The organism is Streptomyces sp. SID13666 (assembly GCF_010548325.1).
In the GTDB taxonomy this organism is placed as follows: Bacteria; Actinomycetota; Actinomycetes; order Streptomycetales; family Streptomycetaceae; genus Actinacidiphila; species Actinacidiphila fildesensis.
In genome coordinates this window covers 159830-181334 of sequence record NZ_JAAGLX010000009.1, presented here as the reverse complement: position 1 = coordinate 181334, position 21505 = coordinate 159830, and the positions used below count along the sequence as shown (strand labels likewise).

Below are 21505 nucleotides of genomic sequence, written 5' to 3'. Positions count from 1 at the left end.
GGCAGTCTTGTCCCGTGCCCGACACTCCGCAGCCCCCGAAAAAGCCCGTCCGCGCTGAGCACGCCGCGACGCTGCGCCGACTGGAGAAGTCGTCCGGCCGGCTCGCGGCGAACGCCATCGCCCGGATGGATGAGCAGCTGCCGTGGTACCGGGCGATGCCACCGGAGAACCGGTCCTGGATCGGGCTGGTGGCGCAGGCGGGCATCGCGGCGTTCACCGAGTGGTTCCGGCATCCCGAGGCGCCGCAGGCGATCAGCACGGATGTGTTCGGGACCGCGCCCAGGGAGCTGACCCGGGCGATCTCGCTGCGGCAGACCGTGGAGATGGTGCGCACCACCATCGAGGTGATGGAAGCGGCCATCGACGAGGTGGCGGCGCCCGGTGACGAGTCCGTGCTGCGCGAGGCGCTGCTGGTCTACGCCCGGGAGATCGCGTTCGCCACCGCCCAGGTGTACGCGCAGGCGGCCGAGGCCCGGGGCGCGTGGGACGCGCGCCTGGAGTCGCTGGTCGTCAACGCGGTGCTGTCCGGTGAGGCGGACGAGGGGGTGCTGTCGCGCGCGGCGGCGTTGGGCTGGAGTTCGCCCGACAAGATCGTGGTGGTGCTCGGGACCGCGCCGAACGGCGACAGCGAGCTGACGGTGGAGGCCATCAGGCGGGCCGCTCGGCACGCGAAGCTGCAGGTGCTCACCGGGGTGCTCGGTGAGCGGCTGGTGGTGATCGCGGGCGGTGAGGGCGAGCCGCTCAAGGTCGCGAAATCACTGATCGCCCCGTTCGCGGCGGGCCCCGTGGTGGCCGGACCGGTCGTCGGGGACCTGCTGTCCGCCACCCGTTCCGCACAGGCCGCCGCCGCCGGTCTCAAGGCGTGCGCCGCCTGGCCGGACGCGCCCCGGCCGGTCGTCTCGGACGACCTGCTGCCCGAGCGTGCGATGGCCGGCGACCGTTACGCGCGTGAACAGCTGGTGGAGGAGATCTACAGACCGCTGGAGGAAGCGGGCTCCGCGCTCCTCGAAACGCTGAGTGTCTACCTCGAACAGGCCTCGTCGCTCGAAGGGGCCGCGCGGATGTTGTTCGTTCACCCAAACACCGTCCGCTACCGGCTGCGACGTGTGACGGATGTCACCGGATGGTCGCCCTCCGACGTACGTTCGGCGTTCACGCTGCGCATCGCCCTCATCCTGGGACGACTGTCCGCCGCCGATCAATCACCCTGAGTTTTTGTTGGACACCAACAAATCGTCCAGCAGTTCTTCGTCCCTGTCCCCACGGGCGGTGAGACCCGCCCGCGAGAGAGAGTGTGTACGTGCTCGTACTCGTCGCTCCCGGCCAGGGTGCCCAGACGCCCGGCTTCCTGACTCCTTGGCTCGACCTTCCCGGCGTCGCCGACCGCCTTCACTGGTGGTCCGCGGTGGCGGGGCTCGACCTTGTCCACTACGGCACGAAGGCCGACGCGGACGAGATCCGCGACACCGCCGTGGCCCAGCCGCTGCTGGTGGCCGCCGGACTGGTCTCGGCCCTGTCGCTGTTCCCGCACCCGGCCGACGGCCGGCGCGCGGTCGGCGCGGTCGCCGGACACAGCGTCGGTGAGATCACCGCCGCCGCCGGTGCCGGGGTGATCACCGCGGAATCGGCGATGGCCCTGGTGCGACAGCGCGGACTGGCCATGGCCAAGGCCGCGGCCGTCACCACCACCGGCATGTCCGCGGTGCTCGGCGGCGACCCCGAAGAGGTCCTCGCGCACCTGGAGAAGCTCGGCCTGACCCCGGCGAACATCAACGGCGGCGGACAGATCGTCGCCGCCGGTACCGCGGAGCAGCTGGCCGCGCTCGCCGAGGACAAGCCCGAGAAGGCCCGCGTCATCGCCCTGAAGGTGGCCGGCGCGTTCCACACCCACCACATGGCTCCCGCGGTGTCCGCGCTGGAGGCCCTCGTGCCCGGTGTGACCGTGCACGATCCGGGTATCCGCTATGTGTCGAACGCCGACGGCCAGGTCGTCGGCAGTGGCGACGAGATCGTCCGCCGGCTGGTCCAGCAGGTCTCCAACCCGGTCCGCTGGGACCTGTGCATGGAGACGTTCAAGGAGCTCGGCGTCACCGCCATCATCGAGATGGCGCCGGCCGGCACGCTGGTCGGCCTGGCCAAGCGCGCGCTGCCGGGCGTCAAGACGCTGGCCCTGAAGACCCCGGACGACATCGACGCGGCTCGCGCGATCGTCGCCGAGCACGGCGACCCGGACGCCGGCGGCGCGTCCCTGCCGCTCATCCATCCCGCGGCCGAAGAGGAGTCACCCCAGACATGACGGCGAAGATCCAGCCCAGCCAGGGTGCCCCGTACGCGCGGATTCGCGGGGTCGGCGGCTACCGGCCGACCCGGGTGGTCCCCAACGAGGTGATCCTGGAGACGATCGACTCCAGCGACGAGTGGATCCGCTCCCGCTCCGGCATCTCCACGCGCCACTGGGCGAACGAGTCGGAGACCGTCGCCGAGATGTCGATCGAGGCCTCGGGCAAGGCGCTCGCGGACGCGGGCCTGTCGGCCGAGGACATCGGCGCGGTGATCGTCGCGACCGTCTCGCACTTCAAGCAGACCCCGGCGATCGCGACCGAGATCGCGTTCCGGCTCGGCGCGGGCAAGGCCGCCGCGTTCGACATCTCCGCGGCCTGCGCCGGCTTCGCCTACGGGCTGACGCTCGCCAAGGGCATGGTCACCGACGGCAGCGCCAAGAACGTGCTGGTGATCGGGGTCGAGCGGCTGAGCGACCTGACCGACCTGACCGACCGGGCGACCGCCTTCCTCTTCGGCGACGGCGCCGGCGCGGTCGTGGTCGGCCCGTCCGACGTGCCCGCCATCGGCCCCTCGATCTGGGGCTCGGAGGGCGACAAGTCCGATGTGATCGCCCAGACCGACTCGTGGGAGGTCTTCCGCGCCGGCGGCCAGCCGGAGACGGGGAAGTTCCCGGCGCTGCGCCAGGAGGGCCAGACGGTCTTCCGCTGGGCGGTCTTCGAGATGGCCAAGGTGGCCCAGCAGGCGCTGGACGCCGCCGGGATCACCGCGGAACAGCTCGACGTGTTCATCCCGCACCAGGCGAACATGCGCATCATCGACTCGATGATCAAGGCACTGAAGCTGCCGGAGCATGTCGCGATCGCCCGCGACATCGAGACCACCGGCAACACCTCGTCGGCCTCCATCCCGCTGGCGATGGAGCGGCTGCTGGCCACCGGCCAGGCCAAGAGCGGCGACACCGCCCTGCTCATCGGCTTCGGGGCGGGTCTCGTGTACGCCGCAACTGTGGTTACTCTCCCCTAGTCACAACCCCTTCGCGGCGCCGCAGTCCCGCACGCCGCACTCCCCCGCAACACATAAGGAGCGCCGTAATGGCCGCCACCCAGGCAGAGATCCTCGAAGGCCTCGCCGAGATCGTCAACGAGATCGCCGGCATCCCGGTCGAGGACGTCCAGACGGAGAAGTCCTTCACCGACGACCTGGACGTCGACTCCCTGTCCATGGTCGAGGTCGTCGTGGCCGCTGAAGAGCGTTTCGAGACCAAGATCCCGGACGACGCCGTCAAGGACCTGAAGACCGTCGGCGACGCCGTCGACTACATCCTCAAGAACCAGGCCTGACATACCCCCTGGGACGACGTGTCTGTCGCCCGCCCTTCTATACGTGGAGAGACATTCCTGTGAACTCGACCAATCGCACCGTGGTCGTCACCGGTATCGGCGCAACCACACCGCTGGGTGGCGACAGCGCGTCGACCTGGGAAGGCCTGGTCGCCGGACGTTCCGGTATCAGCGCCCTGGAGCAGGACTGGGCAGCTGAGCTGCCGGTCCGCATCGCCGGTCAGATCGCCGTCGAACCGTCGGAGATCCTGCCGCGCCCGCTGCTGCGCAAGCTGGACCGCTCGGCGCAGTTCGCGGTGATCGCGGCCCGTGAGGCGTGGGCCGACGCGGGCTTCACCGCCAAGGCCGGCGAGGACTCCTCGATCGACCCGGACCGGCTCGGCACCGTCGTCGCCTCCGGCATCGGCGGCGTCACGACGCTGCTGGGCCAGTACGACGTGCTCAAGGAGCAGGGCGTCCGCAAGGTCTCCCCGCACACCGTTCCCATGCTCATGCCGAACAGCCCGTCCGCCAACGTCGGCCTCGAGGTCAACGCGCGGGCCGGCGTTCACTCGTTGGTGAGCGCGTGCGCCTCCGGCGCGGAAGCGGTCGGCTACGCCATCGAGATGATCCGCACCGGCCGCGCCGATGTGGTCGTCGCGGGCGGCACCGAGGCGGCCATCCACCCGCTGCCGATCGTCGCCTTCGCCAACATGATGGCGATGTCGAAGAACAACGACGACCCGCACGGCGCTTCGCGCCCGTACGACAAGGGCCGTGACGGCTTCGTCCTCGGTGAGGGCGCGGGCGTCATCGTCCTGGAGTCGGCCGAGCACGCCGCGCAGCGCGGCGCCAAGGTCTACTGCGAGGCGCTGGGCCAGGGCCTGTCCGCGGACAGCCACCACATCGCCCAGCCCGAGCCGACCGGCCGCGGCATCTCCGCCGCGCTGGAGCACCTGATCGCCTCCACCGGTCTGAACACCTCCGAGATCATGCACCTGAACGCGCACGCCACCTCGACCCCGCAGGGTGACGTCGCCGAGGTCAAGGCGCTCGCCAAGGTGCTGGGCCACGAGCTGGACCACATCGCGATCTCCGCCACGAAGTCGATGACCGGGCACCTGCTCGGCGGCGCGGGCGGCATCGAGTCCGTCGCCACCGTGCTCGCGCTCCACAACCGCCTCGCCCCGCCGACGATCAACATTGTCGAGCTGGACGACGAGGTCGACGCGAAGCTGGTCTCCACCGAGGCGAAGCCGCTGCCGGAGGGCCCGGTCATCGCCCTCAACAACTCGTTCGGCTTCGGCGGTCACAACGTCGTCCTGGCGTTCCGCACCGTCTGACGGCCACAGCGCCGAAACGGCCTGTTCCCCGGTCCGCCGACCGGGGAACAGGCCGTTCTCGCGTCAGGCGCCCGTTCACGGGCAGGCGACGTCCTTACGGGCAGGCCACCACCTGAGCGGCCCAGGAGAGACCGCCGCCGAAGCCCAGCAGCAGCACCGGGGCGCCCCGCGGGATCGTGCGGTCCTCGACGAGCTTGGAGAGCGCCAGCGGGATCGAGGCGGCGGACGTGTTGCCCGAGACCGTGACATCGCGGGCCACGACGGCCTGCGGGGCATCCAGTTGGCGCACCAGCGAGTCGATGATCCGCAGGTTCGCCTGGTGGGTGACGATGCCGCCCAGGTCCGCGGGGGTGAGGCCGGCGCGGCGGCAGGCCTCGACGGCGACGGGTGCCAACTCGGTGGTGGCCCAGCGGAAGACGGTCTGGCCGTTCTGCCGGAAGCGCGGCTGCCAGTCGTCCTGGAGGCGGGCGCCGTCCCCGCGGGCGGGGTCGGAGCGGCCGCGCCCGCCGCGCGGTGGCGCGGCTGCTGGACGGACCCGCCGCGAACTGAGCGAGGTACCGGCCGCTACGTGTCGAAGCTCGCGAAGTACGAGGCCGCCATGTCCTCGCCGCCGTGCCCCTGGCCGGCCGCGCGGCTGAAGCGCTCCGCGCCCGCCGCGGCCACGTCCAGCTGGACGCCGTGCGCCTCGCCGGCGGCGACGATGAGCCGGGCGTCCTTCAGCGCGCCGTCGACCGTGAAGTTCGGTGCGAAGTCACCACGGAGCATCGCCTCGGCCTTCAGACGCAGATACGGCAGGTCGAGCGGGCCGCCGTCGAGCGCCTCGAAGAAGTGCCGGGGGTCCACGTCCAGGCCCTTGGCCAGGGCCATCGCCTCGGCCGCGCCGTTGGTGACCGCCAGCACCCAGCTGTTGAGAACCAGCTTGAGGCTGCTGGCCGTTCCCTTCCCGCCGTCGTCGCCCAGCCACAGGACCTTGCGCCCGACGGCGTCGAAGACCCGGCCCGCCACCGGCCGGGCGGCTTCCGGGCCGGCCGCCAGCACCGTCAGTTGACCCGCTTCCGCGGCCGACCGGGTGCCGAGCACGGGCGCGTCGACGAAGTGCGCGCCACGCTCGCGGGCCAGGGCCGCCAGCGGTGCCAGCGCGTCGGGCCCCACGGTGCACATCTGGGCCCACACCACACCCTCGCGCAGCCCGGGGGACGCCTCCCGCATCGTCCGGAGCACGGACGGGCCGTCGAGCAGCATGGTGACGACGGCGTCCGCGCCGCGGACCGCCTCGACCAGGTCGCCGGTGATGTGCACTCCGGCGGCGACCAGCGGCTCGGCGCGGGCGAGGGTGCGGTTCCAGGCGCGCACTTCGAGCCCGGCGGCGGCGAGGTTGCGCGCCATGCCCGCGCCCATGAGGCCGGTGCCGAGCACCGCTACGGAAAGTGTGTCGTCCATACCGGCACGTTAGACCCCGCGACGGGACCTACGGCAAGGGCGCGGGCGGAACGTGAGGGGGCGTCACACGACCTGGTGCAGCCAGCGCACCGGTGCGCCCTCGCCCGCGTACCGGAACGGTTCGAGCTCGTCGTCCCACGGTTTGCCGAGCAGCCTGGCGACCTCGGTCTCCAGATCCGCCTCACCGGTGCGGGCCCGCTGGAGCGCGGCGCGGAGCCGGTCCTCGGGGATGAGGATGTCGCCGTGCATGCCCGTGACGGCGTGGAAGATGCCGAGTTCGGGGGTGCAGCTGTATCTCTCCCCTTCGGCGGCCGGGCAGGGTTCGGCCGTGACTTCGAAGCGCAGCAGGTGCCAGCCGCGCAGGGCGGACGCCAGCTTCGAGGCCGTACCGGGCTCCCCCTGCCAGGAGAACTCGGCCCGCCAGGTGCCCGGTGAGACGGGCTGGCGGATCCAGTCGAGGCTTACGCGCACGCCGAGGACGCCCGCGACGGCCCATTCGACGTGCGGGCACAGCGCGCGCGGTGCGGAGTGAACGTACAGAACTCCACGTGTCGTCACCGGTACCTCCAGTGTGGGACGAGGTTCGCCTTCCCCAGCGGCCTCACGCCCGAACCGGCTGCTTCCGGGGCAACATTAGATATTCTGCACCATTGATAACAAACAGGACAAGAGTGAACTCCTGCCAACTGGGCTTCGGTAAACCTCCCGCCGGTTCTCCTGGGCTGTCAGGGAAAAGCTACCGTGCGGCGTCTCCAGAGGAGTGACGTACCGTCGGGCTCGGACCAGATGTCACCCACTCGTCGGAGGGGATCACCGGATGCGACCGTTCCTGCGAGGCTGCGTGGCCGCTGCCGCCGCCTCCCTGTTGCTGGCCGGATGCTCCGGAGGGGGAACCGCACCGCACGAGAAACCGGCCGCCCCGGTCAGCCGCAAACCTGTTCCCCGGCCCACCCCCACGTGGAACGCGCACCCCGCGTCGATCGCCGCGCTGGGCGATTCCATCACCCGTGGCTTCGACGCCTGTTCCCTGCTGGCGGACTGCCCCGAGGTCTCCTGGGTCACCGGCACCCGCAGCCAAGTGGACAGCATCGCCGGGCGGGTACTGACCGCCACCGGCATCGCCGCCAACAGCTGGAACCTCGCCAAGAGCGGCGCCCGGATGTCGGATCTGCCGGACCAGGCGGTGGCGGCCGCCGCGAAGAAACCGTCACTGGTGACGGTCCTGATGGGCTCCAACGACGCCTGCCGGGACTCCGTCGACGACATGACACCGGTGGCCGACTTCCGCGCCGACTTCACCCGGGCGATGACCGGGCTGCACAGCGCCCTGCCGAAGTCCCAGGTGTTCGTGGCGAGCATCCCCGACCTCAAGCGGCTGTGGGAGGTGGGCAAGGAGAACCCGCTCGGCAAGCAGATCTGGAAGCTCGGCATCTGCCCCTCGATGCTGCGCGACGCGGACTCGGTGAGCGAGAGCGCGCAGAGCCGGCGGGACGCGGTCCGGGCGCGCGTGGTGGCGTACAACCGGGTCCTCAAGGAGGTCTGCGCGAAGTACCAGCACTGCCGCTACGACGGCGGCGCGGTCTTCGACTACCGCTTCACGTCGGACGAGTTGAGCAGCTGGGACTGGTTCCACCCCAACGCCCAGGGCCAGGCGCAGCTCGCCCGGATCCTCTACACGGCGGCGTTCGCGAAGCCGTGAAACAGCTCCTTCCGACCCCTTCAACTCCCCTGTTCCTTGCGGACAGAAGCTGACCGCAAGGGTCCGTAACGTACTGCTCATGGACACGAAGAACGCACTTCACCGGTACCGCTGGCTCGGGTACACCGCCGTCATCGCGGCGAGCGTCATGGACCTGCTGGACTCGACCGTCGCCAATGTCGCGGCGCCCGCGATCCGCACCGGACTTGGCGGCTCGTACGCCGACCTCCAGTGGATCGCGGCGGGCTACACCCTCGCCATGGCGGTCGCGCTCCTCACCGGCGGACGGCTGGGCGACATGTACGGCCGCAAGCGGGTCCTGCTGGCCGGGATCGCCGGGTTCACCGTCACCTCGATGATGTGCGCGGCGGCGCAGTCCCCGGAGATGCTGATCGTGGCGCGGATCGCGCAGGGAGTGTGCGGCGCGGTGATGCTGCCACAGGGCTTCGGGCTGACCCGGGACCTGTTCCCCGCCTCCGAGATGAAGAAGGCGTGGGGGATCTTCGGTCCGCTGATGGGGCTGTCCGCGGTGATGGGCCCGATCATCGCCGGCGTGCTGATCCACGCCGACCTGTTCGGTACCGGCTGGCGCATGATCTTCGGCATCAACCTGCCGATCGGCGCGTTCGCGTTCGTGATGGGCTGGAAGTACCTGCCGGACGTGGCGCCGACCGCCCGCGGCGCGCGGCTGGACCTCCCCGGGGTGCTGCTCGCCGGAACCGGCGCCTTCCTACTGGTCTTCCCGCTGGTGCAGGGCCGTGAACTGGGCTGGCCCACCTGGGTGCTGGTGATGCTCGTCGCCTCGCTGCCGGTCCTGGCCGTCTTCGCCCGCTACCAGGTGCTGCGCAAGCGCTCGGGCCGTACGCCGCTGGTGGAGCCCAGCGTCTTCACCAAGCGGGCCTACGTCTCCGGGGTCGCGTTCGCCATCGCCTTCACCGCGTCCATGGGCGGCATGATCCTCACCCTCGGCATCTTCCTGCAGCTCGGCCTCGGTTACACGGCCCTGCACTCCAGCCTGACCACGGCGCCCTGGGCGCTGGGCGCGCTCTTCGGCTCCGCCTTCGGCGGCATCATGATGGCCCGCCTCGGCCGCCGGATCCTGCACCTCGGCCTGCTCCTGATGGGCGGCGGACTGCTCGCCCTCCACGGCGTCTTCCAGTGGGCCGGCGCGGACATCACGGACTGGGACTTCGCCGCCCCGCTGCTGGTCGGCGGCGCCGGGATGGGCATGATCTTCGTGCCGCTCTTCGACATCATCCTCAACGGCGTCGACGGCCACGAGATCGGCTCCGCCTCGGGCACCCTGCAGGCGCTCCAGCAGCTCGGCATGACGCTCGGCTTCGCCGTCCTGGGCACCGTCTTCTTCAACATCCTCAGCGACGCCCGGCCCGGTCCCGCCGGCCATATCGACGCAGCGCTGGACGCCGCGGGGACGACGGCGCTGTGCACGGTGGGACTGATCGCGCTGGCCTTCGTGCTCGGCTTCTTCCTCCCGAAGACGGTCCGCTCCGCGGAGGAAGCGGAAGCGGACGTCACGGCCGACCGGGAACTCGCCCTCGTCTGAGAAGCGCCCTCGAACGCCGGACAGGCTGGTGTCCTCAAGCGCCGGACGGGCTGGAATTTCCAGCCCGTCCGGCGCTTGAGGACGTTCTCAACCTGCCTTGCGCGCCAGGAAGAACATGCTCGGCCCGAACGACACCTTCGCCAGGGGCGACTGGAGGGCGCCCTCGGCGCGGACCAGTGCCTGGTGGGGCACGAACTTCTTGAGCTTGCTGCTGCGCAGGTTGGAGACGGACAGCGTCCGCTCCACCGTCAGACCCGCCGCCGCGAGCTGCTCGGCGACCTTGCGCGGGTGGTGGTTGACGAAGGGGATCGAGTCCCGTTCGCGGTTCTCGGCGGAGCGGATGTCGACCGGCTCGGTGGGGATGCGTTGCCGGCGGGCGGCGTAGCGGACCCGGTTGGCGGCGTGCGCGAGGTTGGCGCTCTCGATGACGGCGATGCCGCCCGGCCGCAGCAGCCGGGCGATCTCGGACAGGGCGGGCACCGGGTCGGGCAGATGGTGCATGACGCGGATCATCGTGACGAGATCCACGCTGGCCTCGTCCATGCCGAGCCGGCCCGCGCTCATCAGCCGCATCGCGACGTTGGTCTCACCGGCGAGGAACTCCTCGGCGTCCGAAAGCTGCTTCCTGCTCGAGTCGACGAGCGTGACGTGATCGGCGAACTCCCGCAGTACGGGGACGAGACGGCCGTAGCCGCCGCCGACGTCGGCGGCGTGGCCGAACCGCCGGCCGTCCAGGAGCGAGCGGAGCGCTGCGACCTCGGCATCGTGCTCGTAGCTCCGGTCCTGCCAGTACGTGCGGTAGCTGTGTTCGTTCTCGTCGTACTGGTTCGTGCGCTCCGGCATGAACGTCCCCTCCCATGTCACTGCGGACTTCCGCATGGACCGGGTTCCCCCCCATGTCGATGCGGTCTCTCGCATGGACATGCCTAGGAGGCCGGAACGGTTCCCGGCGCGTCGTCATGGTGTTCGTCAATTTCCTCGTCGGGCACCGGATCCGGGTCGGCCGCCGGATCGGGGTCGGGTGCCGGGACGAGTTCGCGCACCAGCAGTGCGGCGCCCGCGACGGCGCCCGGCATCGCGAAGACGGCGATGACCGGCACCAGGAACAGGAGGACCAGCGGCACGCCGAAGCCGAGCGCCAGCGGGAGCCGGCCGCGCAGCAGTCGCAGCCGGGTCCGCAGCGGGACGGAGCGGCGCTGCATGGCGACCGAGGTGAGCTCGGTGGTCAGGAAGAAGCCGGAGACGCAGATGCCCACGACGGGGACGACGGTCTGGCCGACCACCGGGATGAAGCCGCAGGCGAAGAGCAGCAGTCCGAAGGCCGCCACCCGCGCCAGCACGGACAGGCTGTCCCGTACCGAGGTGAGGATCTCGCGCCAGAGCGGGATGTCGGGCTTGGGCGGTGCGCCGCCCTCCATCTCCTCGACGCGTTCCGAGAGCGACTCGTAGAACGGGTCGCCGATCAGCAGCGCCACGGCGGTGAAGGTCACCATCGCCAGCAGCAGGCCGCCGCTGAAGACGATGACGGTCAGCGTCCAGCGCAGCAGCGACCGGAAGGGGGTGTCCCAGCCGTCCGCGAACGGCGTCGCCCAGGACGACAGGTCGTCCGCCCAGAAGCCGAGGGCGACGAGCGCCGCGATGTAGAGGACCAGGGCGATCAGGCCGGGCAGCAGCCCGAATCCCCACCACCTCCGGTGCCGCGCCACCCAGCGCTGGCCTTCCAGGAAGTACTTCAGACCGGTCGTGAGATCACGCATGGGCGTCACCCTAACGACCAGGGCCCGTCCGGCGGATCAGGGGCGGTCCAGGCGTCGTCCGGTGCGGTGGATCGCAAGGCGCCGGAATGCCCGCATACGCTTTCGTATGTGCGCGTTTTGGCAACGCCGCGAGCTGCCGTGCCAGGCGGCGAAGGGGCCGTTCATGATCCGCCGGACAGGCCCTGGGTCGGACGGCCCGGCCGGGGAGGGCCGGAAAGGGGCGGGGCGCGTCAGGGCGCCCCGCCCCCGGTCATGGGGTTCCCGTCCGGTCCGGCCGGTCCGGCACGGGCTTCGCGGGTGTTACGGAAGGTCGAGCGGGGCACTCACCCGGAGGTCGGCGAGCGAGCGGCCGGCCTCGACCTCGTAGTGCCCGGGGACCAGCAGCCAGCCGCCGTCCGCCTCGTCCCACACCTCGGCGGCCCGGCGCGGCAGTTCGACGACGACCTCGGCGCTCTCCCCCGGTCCTGCCTGGACGGAGGCGAAGCCGGCCAGCCAGCGGGCCGGCCGCTCGACCGCGTCGGCGGCGGGGGCCAGATAGACCTGGACGACTTCCCGTCCGGGGCGCGAACCGGTGTTGCGGACGCGGACGGTGAGCGTGCCCAGCGCCTCGCCCTCGCCCTCGCCGCGCTCGAACTCCGCCGACTCGTAGGCCCAGTCGGTGTATCCGAGGCCGTGGCCGAAGGCGTACGCGGGGGTGGCGCCGGCCTTCTCCCAGGCGCGGTAGCCGATGAAGACGCCCTCGTCGTAGGAGAGCGTGCCGTCCTGCGGGGTGACCTGGGTGACGGGTACGTCCGCCAGGGCGACCGGCCAGGTCGTGGGCAGCCGGCCGCCCGGCTCCTCGGCGCCGAGCAGGACGTCGGCGGCCCCGGCGCCCGCCTCCTGGCCGGGGAACCAGCCGAGCAGCACCGCGGCGACGTCCTCGCGCCACGGCATCTCCACCGGGGAGCCGGAGTTGACGATGACGACGGTGCGCGGGTTCACCGCGGCGACGCGGGCGACGAGCTCGTCCTGGCGGCCGGGCAGCCGCAGATCGGTGCGGTCGAAGCCCTCGCTCTCGACGCGCTCGGTGGTCGCGACGACCACGATCGCGGTATCGGCGGCGGCGGCCGCCGCGACGGCGTCCTCGATCAGCTGGTCGGGGTCGCGCTCCGGCTCTCCGTGCACGAAGGAGAAGCCGATCGCCTGGATCGGGGCGTCGGCGAACTTCGCGACGGTGTAGGTGAGGCTGACGTCGACGGTCTCGCCCTCGGTCAGTTCCACCGTGCCGCGCGGCACCGGGGAGCCGAAGAACGCCTCGAACGGGTCGGCGTGGTCGGCGGACTGCTCGCCGTCGAAGAGCACGGTCCCGGCGACCACGAGCCGGAAGCCGCCGAGGCCGCGGGTGCCGAAGGCGTGCGCACCACTCTCGCGGGGGGTGAAGGTGCCGGTGGCCTCGACGGTGGTGACCTCGTCGTAGCTGACGCCCTCCGGCATGTCGCCGAGCCACTGCACCATGCCGTTGGGCATCCGCTCGGAGCCGAGCTCCCGGCCCTCGGCGTCGCGGGCGACGGCGCGCAGCGTGAAGCCCCTGTCGGCGACGGAGAGTTCGTCGCTGGGGTCGGCGCCGACCGCGTAGCTCAGCGCGAAGCCCTCGGGCAGCGCGGCGCGCAGGCCGTCGAGCGGGGAGACGATGTGGTCGGGGAAGACCTGCGCGGAGCCGCCGCCGAGCACCCGGGCGTCGCGGGCCGCGGCGCCGATCAGGGCGATGCCGCGGACGGCCGAGGCGTCGACGGGCAGCGCGCGGCCGCCGCCGGCCACGGTCTCGTTGCGCACCAGGACGAAGGCGCGGCGGGCGATCTCGCGGGCCAGCGCCTCGCCGTCGATCCCGGCCGGCCGGTCCGCCTCGGCGACGGCGGCCGGGACACCGTCCAGGATGCCGACGCGGGCGGCGAGCCGCAGCACGTTGCGGACGGCCGCGTCGACCACCGGCTCCTCGACGCTCCCGCCCCGGACGGCGGCGGCCAGCGCCTCGCCGTAGACGGTGCGCGGGCCGGGCATGGCCACGTCCAGGCCGCCGTTGACGGCGCCGACGGTGTCGCGGGCGGCCATCCAGTCCGAGACGATGTAGCCGTCGAAGCCCCATTCGCCGCGCAGCACCACGTTCTGCAGGTAGTGGTGCTCGCTCATCGTGGTGCCGTTGACGCCGTTGTAGGCGCACATGATGCCCCACGGGTGGGCGTTCTTGACGATGGCCTCGAACGGCGCCAGGTACAGCTCGCGCAGCGCGCGGGTACCGACCACGTTGTCGACGGTGAAGCGCTCGGTCTCGGCGTCGTTGGCCACGAAGTGCTTGACGGTGGTGCCGACGCCACCCGCCTGGACGCCCGCCACGTAGCCGGTGCCGATCTCCCCGGTGAGGTACGGGTCCTCGGAGTACGCCTCGAAGTGCCGTCCGCCGAGCGGGGAGCGGTGCAGGTTCACCGTCGGCGCCAGCAGGACGTGCACGCCCTTGCGGCGGGCCTCCTGGGCGAGGAGGTTGCCGGCCCTGCGGGCCAGCTCCGGGTCCCAGGTCGCGGCGAGCGCGGTCGGGCTGGGGAGCGCGATCGACGGGTCATCGGCGGTCCAGCGCACCCCGCGCACCCCGATCGGGCCGTCGGACATCACCAGCGAACCGAGGCCGATCTCCGGCAGCGCGGGCAGCGTCCACATGTCCTGGCCGGACAGCAGCCGTGCCTTCGCGTCCAGATCCAGCTTGCCCAGCGCGGCCTCGACCGCGTCCTCGATGGCCGTGCGCCCGGTGTCCGTCATCGTCTGCTCCCTCTGTCCCTCGGTGTCGTCCCGCGCCCATCCTCACCTCACCTACCTGTAGATCGGTAGGGTAAGTTACAGATACGTTACTTAAATCTTTCACCGATCAGGTTCGATTAGGCTCACGGCCGAACGAAGGGGGCACGGTGTCCAGAACGACCGGAGACCGGCGGGCGGAGATCATCCAGGCCGCGGTGGAAGTGATCGCCGAACGCGGCTACCGGGGGGCCTCCCTCGGCGCGGTGGCCGAGCGGGTGGGACTGACCCAGCAGGGGCTGCTGCACTACTTCCCGACGAAGGAGGCGCTCCTGGTCGCGGTGCTGGCGGCGCGCGACCAGTGGGACGTGGCCTCCACGGCGCTGCACGGCACGACATGGCCGCTGGAGATGCTGACGTCCCTGGTCGAGTACAACGCGACCCGGCCCGGCATCGTGCAGACCTTCACGGTCCTCGCGGGCGACAGCGTCACCGAGGACCATCCGGCCCGCCCCTACTTCGAGGAGCGCTACCGCTGGGTGCGCGAGGGCGCGGCCGACATGCTGCGCGCGGAGTTCGGCGACCGGCTGCCGGGCGGCCTCACCCCGGAGCGGGCGGCTCCGCTGCTCGTCGCCGTCATGGACGGCCTGCAGGTGCAGTGGCTGCTGGATCCGGAGGCGGTGGACATGGCGGCGGCGTTCCGCGACTTCGTCGCCCTGCTGGGCGGTACCGGAAACACGTAAGGGCCGCACCCCTGGGGGTGCGGCCCTCACCCGGCCGATGGCCGAGCGGTGATCAGACGACGGTCAGCGCCACGTCGACGTTGCCGCGCGTCGCGTTGGAGTACGGGCAGACCTGGTGCGCCTTCTCCACGAGCGACTGGGCGGTGGCCGCGTCCACGTTCGGGATCGAGACCGCGAGCTCGACCTTGAGGCCGAAACCGCCGGCCGGGGTCTTGCCGAGGCCGACCTTGGCGGTTACCCGGGAGCCGGATATGTCCGCCTTCTCCTGGCGGGCCACCACACCGAGGGCACCCTGGAAGCAGGCGCTGTAACCGGCGGCGAAGAGCTGCTCCGGGTTGGTGCCGGCACCGTTGCCGCCCAGTTCCTTCGGCGGGTTGACGACGACGTCGAGCTTGCCGTCGTCGGTGGCGACCCGGCCGTCACGGCCGTTCTCGGCCGTGGCGACGGCGGTGTACAGGACGTCTACGGACTGGATGGTCATGAAAAGAACCCCTCCTGGTTGGTGCACTCACGTGCATCGCCGCGACTCGCGCCCACGATCGCAACAATTTGTTGAAGAGCTTACTCCGGCAGGGTGACGATCATCTTGCCGGTGTTGTCGCCCCGCAGTACGCCGAGGAAAGCTTCGAAGTTGTTCTCGATGCCCTCGACGACCGTCTCGCGGTAGTGCAGCTTGCCGTCCCGGATCCAGCCGCCGACCTCCTGCACGAACTGCCCCTGCAGCGCCGCGTGGTCGCCCACGAGCATGCCCTGCAGCCGCAGCCGCTTGCCGATGATCTGCGCCAGGTTGCGCGGCCCGCCCGAGGCCTCGGTGTCGTTGTACTGGGCGATGGCGCCGCACAGCACGGCACGGCCGCGCAGGTTGAACGAGCTGATCGCGGCTTCCAGGTGCTCGCCGCCGACGTTGTCGAAGTAGACGTCGATCCCGTCGGGGGCGGCCTTCTTCAGCTGCTCGGCCACCGGGCCGTTCTTGTAGTTGAAAGCGGCGTCGAAGCCGTACTCCTCGACGAGGAGCTTGACCTTCTCGTCCGAGCCGGCGCTGCCGATCACCCGGGAGGCGCCCTTGAGCTTCGCGATCTGGCCCACCTGGCTGCCGACCGCACCGGCCGCGCCCGAGACGAAGACCACGTCGCCCTCGGTGAACGAGGCGACCTCCAGCAGTCCCGCGTACGCGGTCAGGCCCGGCATGCCGAGCGCGCCGAGGTAGGCGCTGAGCGGCGCCGCTGCCGGGTCGACCTTCACAGCGTGCGCCGCGTCGAGGACCGCGTACTCGCGCCAGCCGAGCCAGTGCAGCACGTGGTCGCCGACCGCGAACCCGTCGGCGTTGGAAGCGGTGACACGGCCGACCGCGCCGCCCGCCATCGGCTCGTTCAGGGCGTACGGCGGCGAGTACGACTTCACGTCGTTCATCCGGCCGCGCATGTACGGGTCCACCGACAGGTGCAGGTTGCGGACGACGATCTGGCCGGGGCCCGGCTCCGCCGTCTCGACCTCGCGCAGGGCGACGTCATCAGTGGTCGGCCACCCGTGGGGGCGGGCTACCAGGTGCCATTCACGGCTCTTCGGCATGAGGGGGATGCCTCCGTCCGCCATAGCTTGACTATGGCAAAGATTGATTTCCTCAAATAACGATGGACCTTGATGTTTGAGGTTGTCAAGTAACCGGGGGTACGCTGTGGCACATGTCCCCCACGCCTCAACGTACCGACCCCCTGACCCTCGAAGTGGTCGACCTGATCGCCACGGTCGTGGCGCGCTACCACGAGGAGTACGAGGAGGCCGCCGCGAACCACCAGCTCACCGGTGCGCAGGCCCGCGTCCTGGCGCTCCTGTCCCGTGAGCCGCTGCCCATGCGGCACATCGCCCAGCAGCTGAAGTGCGAGCCGTCCAACATCACCGGGATCGTCGACCGGCTGGAGGCGCGCGGGCTCGCCGAGCGCCGGCCCGACCCGGCCGACCGCCGCATCAAGCTGGCCGCCGCCACCGACGAGGGCCATGAGACGGCGGCCCGGCTGCGCGGCGCGCTGCACTTCGCCCGGGCGCCGCTCGCCGGGCTGTCCGAGGCGGAGCGCACCTCACTGCGCGATCTGCTCAAGCGCATGCTGACCTGACCTGACGGCCGGCCCGCGGGACCGAACCGCTACTCGCACCACCACAGGACGGGCTTGCAGGTCGGGCTGTGCGTGGGGTGCGGCGTCCGGGTCGGCGAGGGCGAGCCCGAGGCCGTCGGCGACGTCGGGGGCCGGCTGGTCGGCGATGCCGGCCGGGTCGGCGTCCTGGAGCCCGACGGGGTCGCGGACGGCGAGCCCGACGGGGTGCCGGAGGTGCTCGCGGTGGTGGCCGGCTTCGAGTGCGTCGGCCGGGCCGTGGTGTGCCGCGGGGCCGGGCTGGACGCGCCGGCCTGCGGGACGGAGTCCCCGGCGGGCGCCTGCGACGGGCCGGTGTCCGCTTCCGGGCCGCTCGCGAAGGTCCCCGACGACAGTGCCGCGGCCGTGCAGACGACGACCACGAGGCCGACGCCGACTCCCGTCAGCAGCCGCCTCCTGCCGCGCCGCCGCGCCCGGCTCGGTGCCCGGCGCCGGGCGGCCCGGCCGCCCGAATGGTCCGGTTCCGGCGGGGCGGCCGGTGTCCCCGACACCGGCACGGGGTCCACCGGGATGACGAGCTGATCCACGGGCGTGCCGCACCCGGGGCACGACAGGGCGCCGTTGAGGTGCCGACGGCACGAGTAGCAGTAGTCCATTGTGGTTGGGACGCTATGCGGCCCGTAGGTCACGGGTGAACGCGAACGTGTGAAACTTCTGGGAAGATCGCGGCCCCGCAGGGGCGTTGCCGGACAATCCGGTCCCCTCCGGCGCCGGTCGTGCGGCGCCGGAAGGGATCCCGGATCAGTCGACCTCCGCCACCGCCTGCGCGAACTGCGCCGCGTACAGCCGTGCGTAGGCACCCTCGGCGGCCAGCAGTTCACTGTGCGTGCCCTGCTCGACGATCGCGCCGGACTCCATCACCAGGATCACGTCCGCGTCGCGGATCGTGGACAGCCGGTGGGCGATGACGAAGCTGGTCCTGCCGTGCGCCAGGGTCGCCATGGCGCGCTGGATCAGCACCTCGGTACGGGTGTCGACCGAGCTGGTCGCCTCGTCGAGGACGAGGATCACCGGATCGGACAGGAACGCCCGCGCGATGGTGATGAGCTGCTTCTCGCCCGCGCTGACCCCCGAGCCCTCGTCGTCGATCACCGTGTCGTAGCCGTCCGGGAGGGTGCGGATGAAGCGGTCGGCGTGCGCCGCGCGCGCCGCCTCCTCGATCTGCTCCTGGGTACGGCCCTCGGAGCCGTAGGCGATGTTCTCCGCGATGGTGCCGCCGAACAGCCAGGTGTCCTGCAACACCATGCCGATGCCGGAGCGCAGGTCCTCGCGGGACATCTCGGCGATGTCCACGCCGTCCAGGGTGATCCGGCCCGCGGTCACCTCGTAGAACCGCATCAGCAGGTTGACCAGCGTGGTCTTGCCCGCGCCGGTCGGACCGACGATCGCGACGGTGTGGCCGGGCTCGACGCTCAGCGACAGGTCCTCGATCAGCGGCTTGTCCGGCTCGTACCGGAACGCCACCCCTTCCAGGGCGACCCGGCCGAGCAGTTCCCTGGGCCGGGCGGCGTTCGCCGGGTCCGCGTCCTGCTCGGGGGCGTCCAGCAGCTCGAAGACCCGCTCGGCCGAAGCGACCCCGGACTGCACCAGGTTGGACATGCTCGCCACCTGGGTGAGCGGCTGGCTGAACTGCCGGGAGTACTGGATGAACGCCTGGACGTCGCCGATGGACAGCGCGCCGGTCGCGACCCGCAGCCCGCCGACGACCGCCACCAGCACGTAGTTGATGTTCCCGATGAACATCATCGCGGGCTGGATGATCCCGCTGATGAACTGCGCCTTGAAGCCCGTCCGGTAGAGCATCTCGTTCTGCACCCTGAAGGCCTCGGCGGACTCGTCCTGCCGCCCGAAGACCTTCACCAGCGAGTGGCCGGTGTACATCTCCTCGATGTGCGCGTTGAGCTTGCCGGTGGTCTTCCACTGCTGGACGAACTGCGGCTGCGCGCGCTTGCCGACCGCGGTGGCCACGACCACCGACACCGGCACCGTCACCAGCGCGACCAGGGCCAGCAGCGGCGAGATCCAGAACATCATCACCAGCACGCCGACGATCGTGAGCAGCGAGTTCACGATCTGGCCCATGGTCTGCTGCAGGGTCTGCGCGATGTTGTCGATGTCGTTGGTGGCCCGGCTGAGCACCTCACCGCGCGGCTGCTGGTCGAAGTACGACAGCGGCAGCCGCGACAGCTTCGCCTCGATGTCCTCGCGCAGCCGGTAGACGGTGCGCTGGATGATGCCGGTGGCGGTCCGCATCTGTACGAGGCTGAACAGCCCGGCGGCCAGGTAGATCCCCAGGACGGTCAGCAGCACGCTGCCCACCGCCTCGAAGTCGATGCCCTGGCCGGGGGTGAAGTCCACCGCGGAGAGCAGATCGGCGACCTGGCCCTCGCCGTGCTGGCGCATGGCCTCGATCGCCTGCGCCTTGGTGGTGCCGGCCTTGAACTGACCGCCGATCACGCCCGCGAAGATCAGGTCGGTGGCGTGGCCCAGGATCTTGGGGCCCAGCACGGAGAGCGTCACGCTCGCGGTGCCCAGCGCCAGCACCAGGTAGAGGAAGAGCCGGTCCGGACGCATCAGACGGATCAGCCGCCGGAACGAGCCCTTGAAGTCCATCGACCGCTCGACCGGCCCGCCGCCCATGAAGCGCGCGGGCCCGGCCATCGGCGCGGGGCCGCGGCGGGGCGCCGCTTTCGCCGGGGTGGTCATGCTGCCTCCTGCTCGGTGAGCTGGGAGAGCACGATCTCCCGGTAGGTCGGGTTCTCCGACATGAGTTCGCTGTGCGTTCCGGTGCCCACCACCTGGCCCTCGTCGAGGACGATGATGCGGTCGGCGTCCCGGATGGTGCTCACCCGCTGCGCGACGATCACCACGGTGGCCTCGGCGGTCTCCCGGCCGAGCGCCGAGCGCAGGGCCGCGTCCGTCGCGTAGTCGAGCGCGGAGAAGGAGTCGTCGAAGAGGTAGATCTCGGGCCGGCGCACCAGCACCCGCGCGATGGCGAGCCGCTGCCGCTGACCGCCGGAGACGTTCGTGCCGCCCTGCGCGATCGGGGCGTCCAGGCCGCCTTCGAGTTCCTCCACGAAGCCGCGGGCCTGCGCGACCTCCAGCGCGTGCCACAGCTCCTCGTCGGTCGCGTCGGGCTTGCCGTAGCGCAGGTTGGTCGCGACGGTCCCGGAGAACAGGTACGGCTTCTGCGGGACGAGGCCGACGGTCTCGGCGAGCAGCGCGGGGGCCAGGTCCCGGACGGAGGCCCCGTCGACGAGCACGTCGCCGCCGGTCGCGTCGTAGAGCCGTGGGACGAGTCCCAGCAGGGTGCTCTTGCCGCTGCCCGTCGACCCGATCACCGCGGTGGTCTCCCCCGGCCTGGCGACCAGGTCGACCCCGCGCAGCACCGCCGCCTCGGCACCCGGATAGCTGAAGTCCGCGCCGCGCAGCTCCAGATGGCCGTGCCGGAGCAGCTTCGTGATGGGTGCGACCGGCGGAACGACGCTCGACTCGGTCGCCAGGACCTCCTCGATGCGCTCCGCGCAGACCTCGGCGCGCGGCACCATCATGAACATGAAGGTGGCCATCATCACGGACATCAGGATCTGCATCAGATAGCTGAGGAACGCGGTCAGCGCGCCGATCTGCATGCCGCCGCTCGCGATCCGGTGTGCGCCGAACCACATCACCGCGACGCTGGAGACGTTCACGACCGTCATGACGACGGGGAACATCAGTGCCATCAGCCGGCCGGTCTGCAGCGACACGTCCGTCAGCTCGTCGTTCGCGCCGGCGAAGCGCTTCTTCTCGTAGTCGTCCTTCACGAACGCCCGGATCACCCGGATGCCGGTGATCTGCTCACGCAGTACGCGGTTCACCGTGTCGACGCGCACCTGCATGGTGCGGAACAGCGGCCGCATCCGGCGGACGATCAGCCCGATGAGGATGCCGAGCACCGGCACCACGGCCAGCAGAAGCGAGGACAGCGGTACGTCCTGGCCGAGCGCCATGATGATGCCGCCGACGCACATGATCGGCGCCGACACCATCAGGGTGAACGTCATCAGCACCAGCATCTGGACCTGCTGGACGTCATTGGTGGTGCGGGTGATCAGCGACGGGGCGCCGAACTGCCCCACCTCGCGGGCGGAGAAGCTCTGCACCCGGTCGAAGATCGAGGCCCGGATGTCCCGGCCGACGGCCATGGCCGTCCTGGCGCCGAAGAACACGGCGCCGACCGCGCACACCACCTGGAGCACGGTGACCGCGATCATGATGCCGCCGAGCCGCAGGATGTATCCGGTGTCGCCCTTGACGACACCGTTGTCAATGATGTCGGCGTTGAGCGTGGGGAGGTACAGCGTGGCGATGGTCTGCACGAGCTGGAGCAGCACGAGCAGCGTGATGGGTCGCTGGTACGGGCGCAGGTGGGTGCGCAGAATTCGGATCAGCACACGGAATCTCT

General features: G+C 71.0%; 19 protein-coding genes and 1 pseudogene. 10 read left to right on the top strand and 10 right to left on the bottom strand.

The window, feature by feature from the left end:
• Positions 1-14 precede the first annotated feature (14 nt).
• The 5 genes from G3I60_RS15570 (at position 15) to G3I60_RS15550 (ending at position 4945) form a co-directional block, all read left to right on the top strand.
• Positions 15-1211: a CdaR family transcriptional regulator gene (locus G3I60_RS15570; protein WP_138356763.1), complete on the top strand. Its 1197-nt coding sequence runs from the start codon at positions 15-17 to the stop codon at positions 1209-1211.
• Between the two features lie 89 nt (positions 1212-1300).
• On the top strand, positions 1301-2296 hold the full coding sequence (locus G3I60_RS15565) for an ACP S-malonyltransferase (protein WP_138356762.1): 996 nt from the start codon (positions 1301-1303) through the stop codon (positions 2294-2296).
• Positions 2293-3306, top strand: a complete 1014-nt coding sequence (locus G3I60_RS15560) for a ketoacyl-ACP synthase III (RefSeq protein ID WP_164294046.1) — start codon at positions 2293-2295, stop codon at positions 3304-3306. The genes G3I60_RS15565 and G3I60_RS15560 overlap by 4 nt, the downstream gene beginning before the upstream one ends.
• Positions 3307-3374: 68 nt before the next feature.
• Positions 3375-3623 (top strand): acyl carrier protein, encoded by a 249-nt coding sequence (locus G3I60_RS15555; RefSeq protein ID WP_138356760.1) that lies wholly within the window; start codon positions 3375-3377, stop codon positions 3621-3623.
• 59 nt (positions 3624-3682) lie between these two features.
• Entirely contained in the window at positions 3683-4945 is a 1263-nt protein-coding gene (locus tag G3I60_RS15550) for a beta-ketoacyl synthase (RefSeq protein ID WP_138356759.1), read from the top strand.
• A 94-nt stretch (positions 4946-5039) separates the two neighbouring features.
• Here the strand turns inward: G3I60_RS15550 and G3I60_RS15545 are convergent.
• From G3I60_RS15545 to G3I60_RS15535, 3 genes and pseudogenes are all read right to left on the bottom strand, one after another.
• A pseudogene (locus G3I60_RS15545) lies at positions 5040-5390 on the bottom strand (3-oxoacyl-[acyl-carrier-protein] synthase III C-terminal domain-containing protein); the annotation flags it as partial.
• A gap of 119 nt (positions 5391-5509) precedes the next feature.
• Positions 5510-6385, bottom strand: coding sequence for an NAD(P)-dependent oxidoreductase (locus G3I60_RS15540; protein ID WP_164294044.1), 876 nt, complete (start codon positions 6383-6385; stop codon positions 5510-5512).
• A 63-nt stretch (positions 6386-6448) separates the two neighbouring features.
• Positions 6449-6943 carry a DUF3145 domain-containing protein gene (locus G3I60_RS15535; protein WP_164294043.1) on the bottom strand — a complete coding sequence of 165 codons (495 nt, stop codon included), beginning with the start codon at positions 6941-6943 and terminating at the stop codon, positions 6449-6451.
• Positions 6944-7202: 259 nt separating this feature from the next.
• Here G3I60_RS15535 and G3I60_RS15530 point away from each other — a divergent pair, with 259 nt between their 5' ends.
• Positions 7203-8084 carry an SGNH/GDSL hydrolase family protein gene (locus tag G3I60_RS15530; protein ID WP_164294042.1) on the top strand — a complete coding sequence of 294 codons (882 nt, stop codon included), beginning with the start codon at positions 7203-7205 and terminating at the stop codon, positions 8082-8084.
• A 79-nt stretch (positions 8085-8163) separates the two neighbouring features.
• Entirely contained in the window at positions 8164-9648 is a 1485-nt protein-coding gene (locus G3I60_RS15525) for an MFS transporter (RefSeq protein WP_138356755.1), read from the top strand.
• Positions 9649-9735: 87 nt separating this feature from the next.
• Here G3I60_RS15525 and G3I60_RS15520 read toward each other — a convergent pair whose 3' ends face one another.
• The 3 genes from G3I60_RS15520 to G3I60_RS15510 all read right to left on the bottom strand — a co-directional run bounded on the left by G3I60_RS15520 (position 9736) and on the right by G3I60_RS15510 (position 14192).
• Complete coding sequence (locus G3I60_RS15520) at positions 9736-10491, bottom strand: class I SAM-dependent methyltransferase (protein WP_164294040.1); 756 nt, start codon at positions 10489-10491, stop codon at positions 9736-9738.
• A gap of 83 nt (positions 10492-10574) precedes the next feature.
• Entirely contained in the window at positions 10575-11405 is an 831-nt protein-coding gene (locus tag G3I60_RS15515; RefSeq protein ID WP_164294039.1) for an EI24 domain-containing protein, read from the bottom strand.
• A gap of 300 nt (positions 11406-11705) precedes the next feature.
• The gene (locus tag G3I60_RS15510) at positions 11706-14192 is read right to left on the bottom strand and encodes a glycoside hydrolase family 3 protein (RefSeq protein WP_164607215.1); all 2487 of its coding nucleotides are present in this window, start codon (positions 14190-14192) and stop codon (positions 11706-11708) included.
• A 146-nt stretch (positions 14193-14338) separates the two neighbouring features.
• On the opposite strand from G3I60_RS15510, the gene G3I60_RS15505 reads away from it, so the two are divergent.
• Positions 14339-14911, top strand: a complete 573-nt coding sequence (locus tag G3I60_RS15505; RefSeq protein WP_164294038.1) for a TetR/AcrR family transcriptional regulator — start codon at positions 14339-14341, stop codon at positions 14909-14911.
• A gap of 52 nt (positions 14912-14963) precedes the next feature.
• On the opposite strand, the gene G3I60_RS15500 is transcribed toward G3I60_RS15505, so the two are convergent.
• Both G3I60_RS15500 and G3I60_RS15495 read right to left on the bottom strand, forming a co-directional pair.
• Positions 14964-15392: an organic hydroperoxide resistance protein gene (locus G3I60_RS15500; RefSeq protein ID WP_164294037.1), complete on the bottom strand. Its 429-nt coding sequence runs from the start codon at positions 15390-15392 to the stop codon at positions 14964-14966.
• An 80-nt stretch (positions 15393-15472) separates the two neighbouring features.
• Complete coding sequence (locus G3I60_RS15495) at positions 15473-16489, bottom strand: NADP-dependent oxidoreductase (RefSeq protein ID WP_138356795.1); 1017 nt, start codon at positions 16487-16489, stop codon at positions 15473-15475.
• 104 nt (positions 16490-16593) lie between these two features.
• Here G3I60_RS15495 and G3I60_RS15490 point away from each other — a divergent pair, with 104 nt between their 5' ends.
• On the top strand, positions 16594-17022 hold the full coding sequence (locus G3I60_RS15490) for a MarR family winged helix-turn-helix transcriptional regulator (protein ID WP_138356749.1): 429 nt from the start codon (positions 16594-16596) through the stop codon (positions 17020-17022).
• Between the two features lie 54 nt (positions 17023-17076).
• Positions 17077-17580, top strand: a complete 504-nt coding sequence (locus G3I60_RS15485; RefSeq protein WP_164294036.1) for a hypothetical protein — start codon at positions 17077-17079, stop codon at positions 17578-17580.
• A 219-nt stretch (positions 17581-17799) separates the two neighbouring features.
• Here G3I60_RS15485 and G3I60_RS15480 read toward each other — a convergent pair whose 3' ends face one another.
• Together G3I60_RS15480 and G3I60_RS15475 are read right to left on the bottom strand one after the other, a co-directional pair.
• Positions 17800-19719, bottom strand: coding sequence for an ABC transporter ATP-binding protein (locus G3I60_RS15480; protein WP_138356794.1), 1920 nt, complete (start codon positions 19717-19719; stop codon positions 17800-17802).
• A gap of 41 nt (positions 19720-19760) precedes the next feature.
• Entirely contained in the window at positions 19761-21494 is a 1734-nt protein-coding gene (locus tag G3I60_RS15475; RefSeq protein WP_138356747.1) for an ABC transporter ATP-binding protein, read from the bottom strand.
• Positions 21495-21505: the final 11 nt, after the last annotated feature.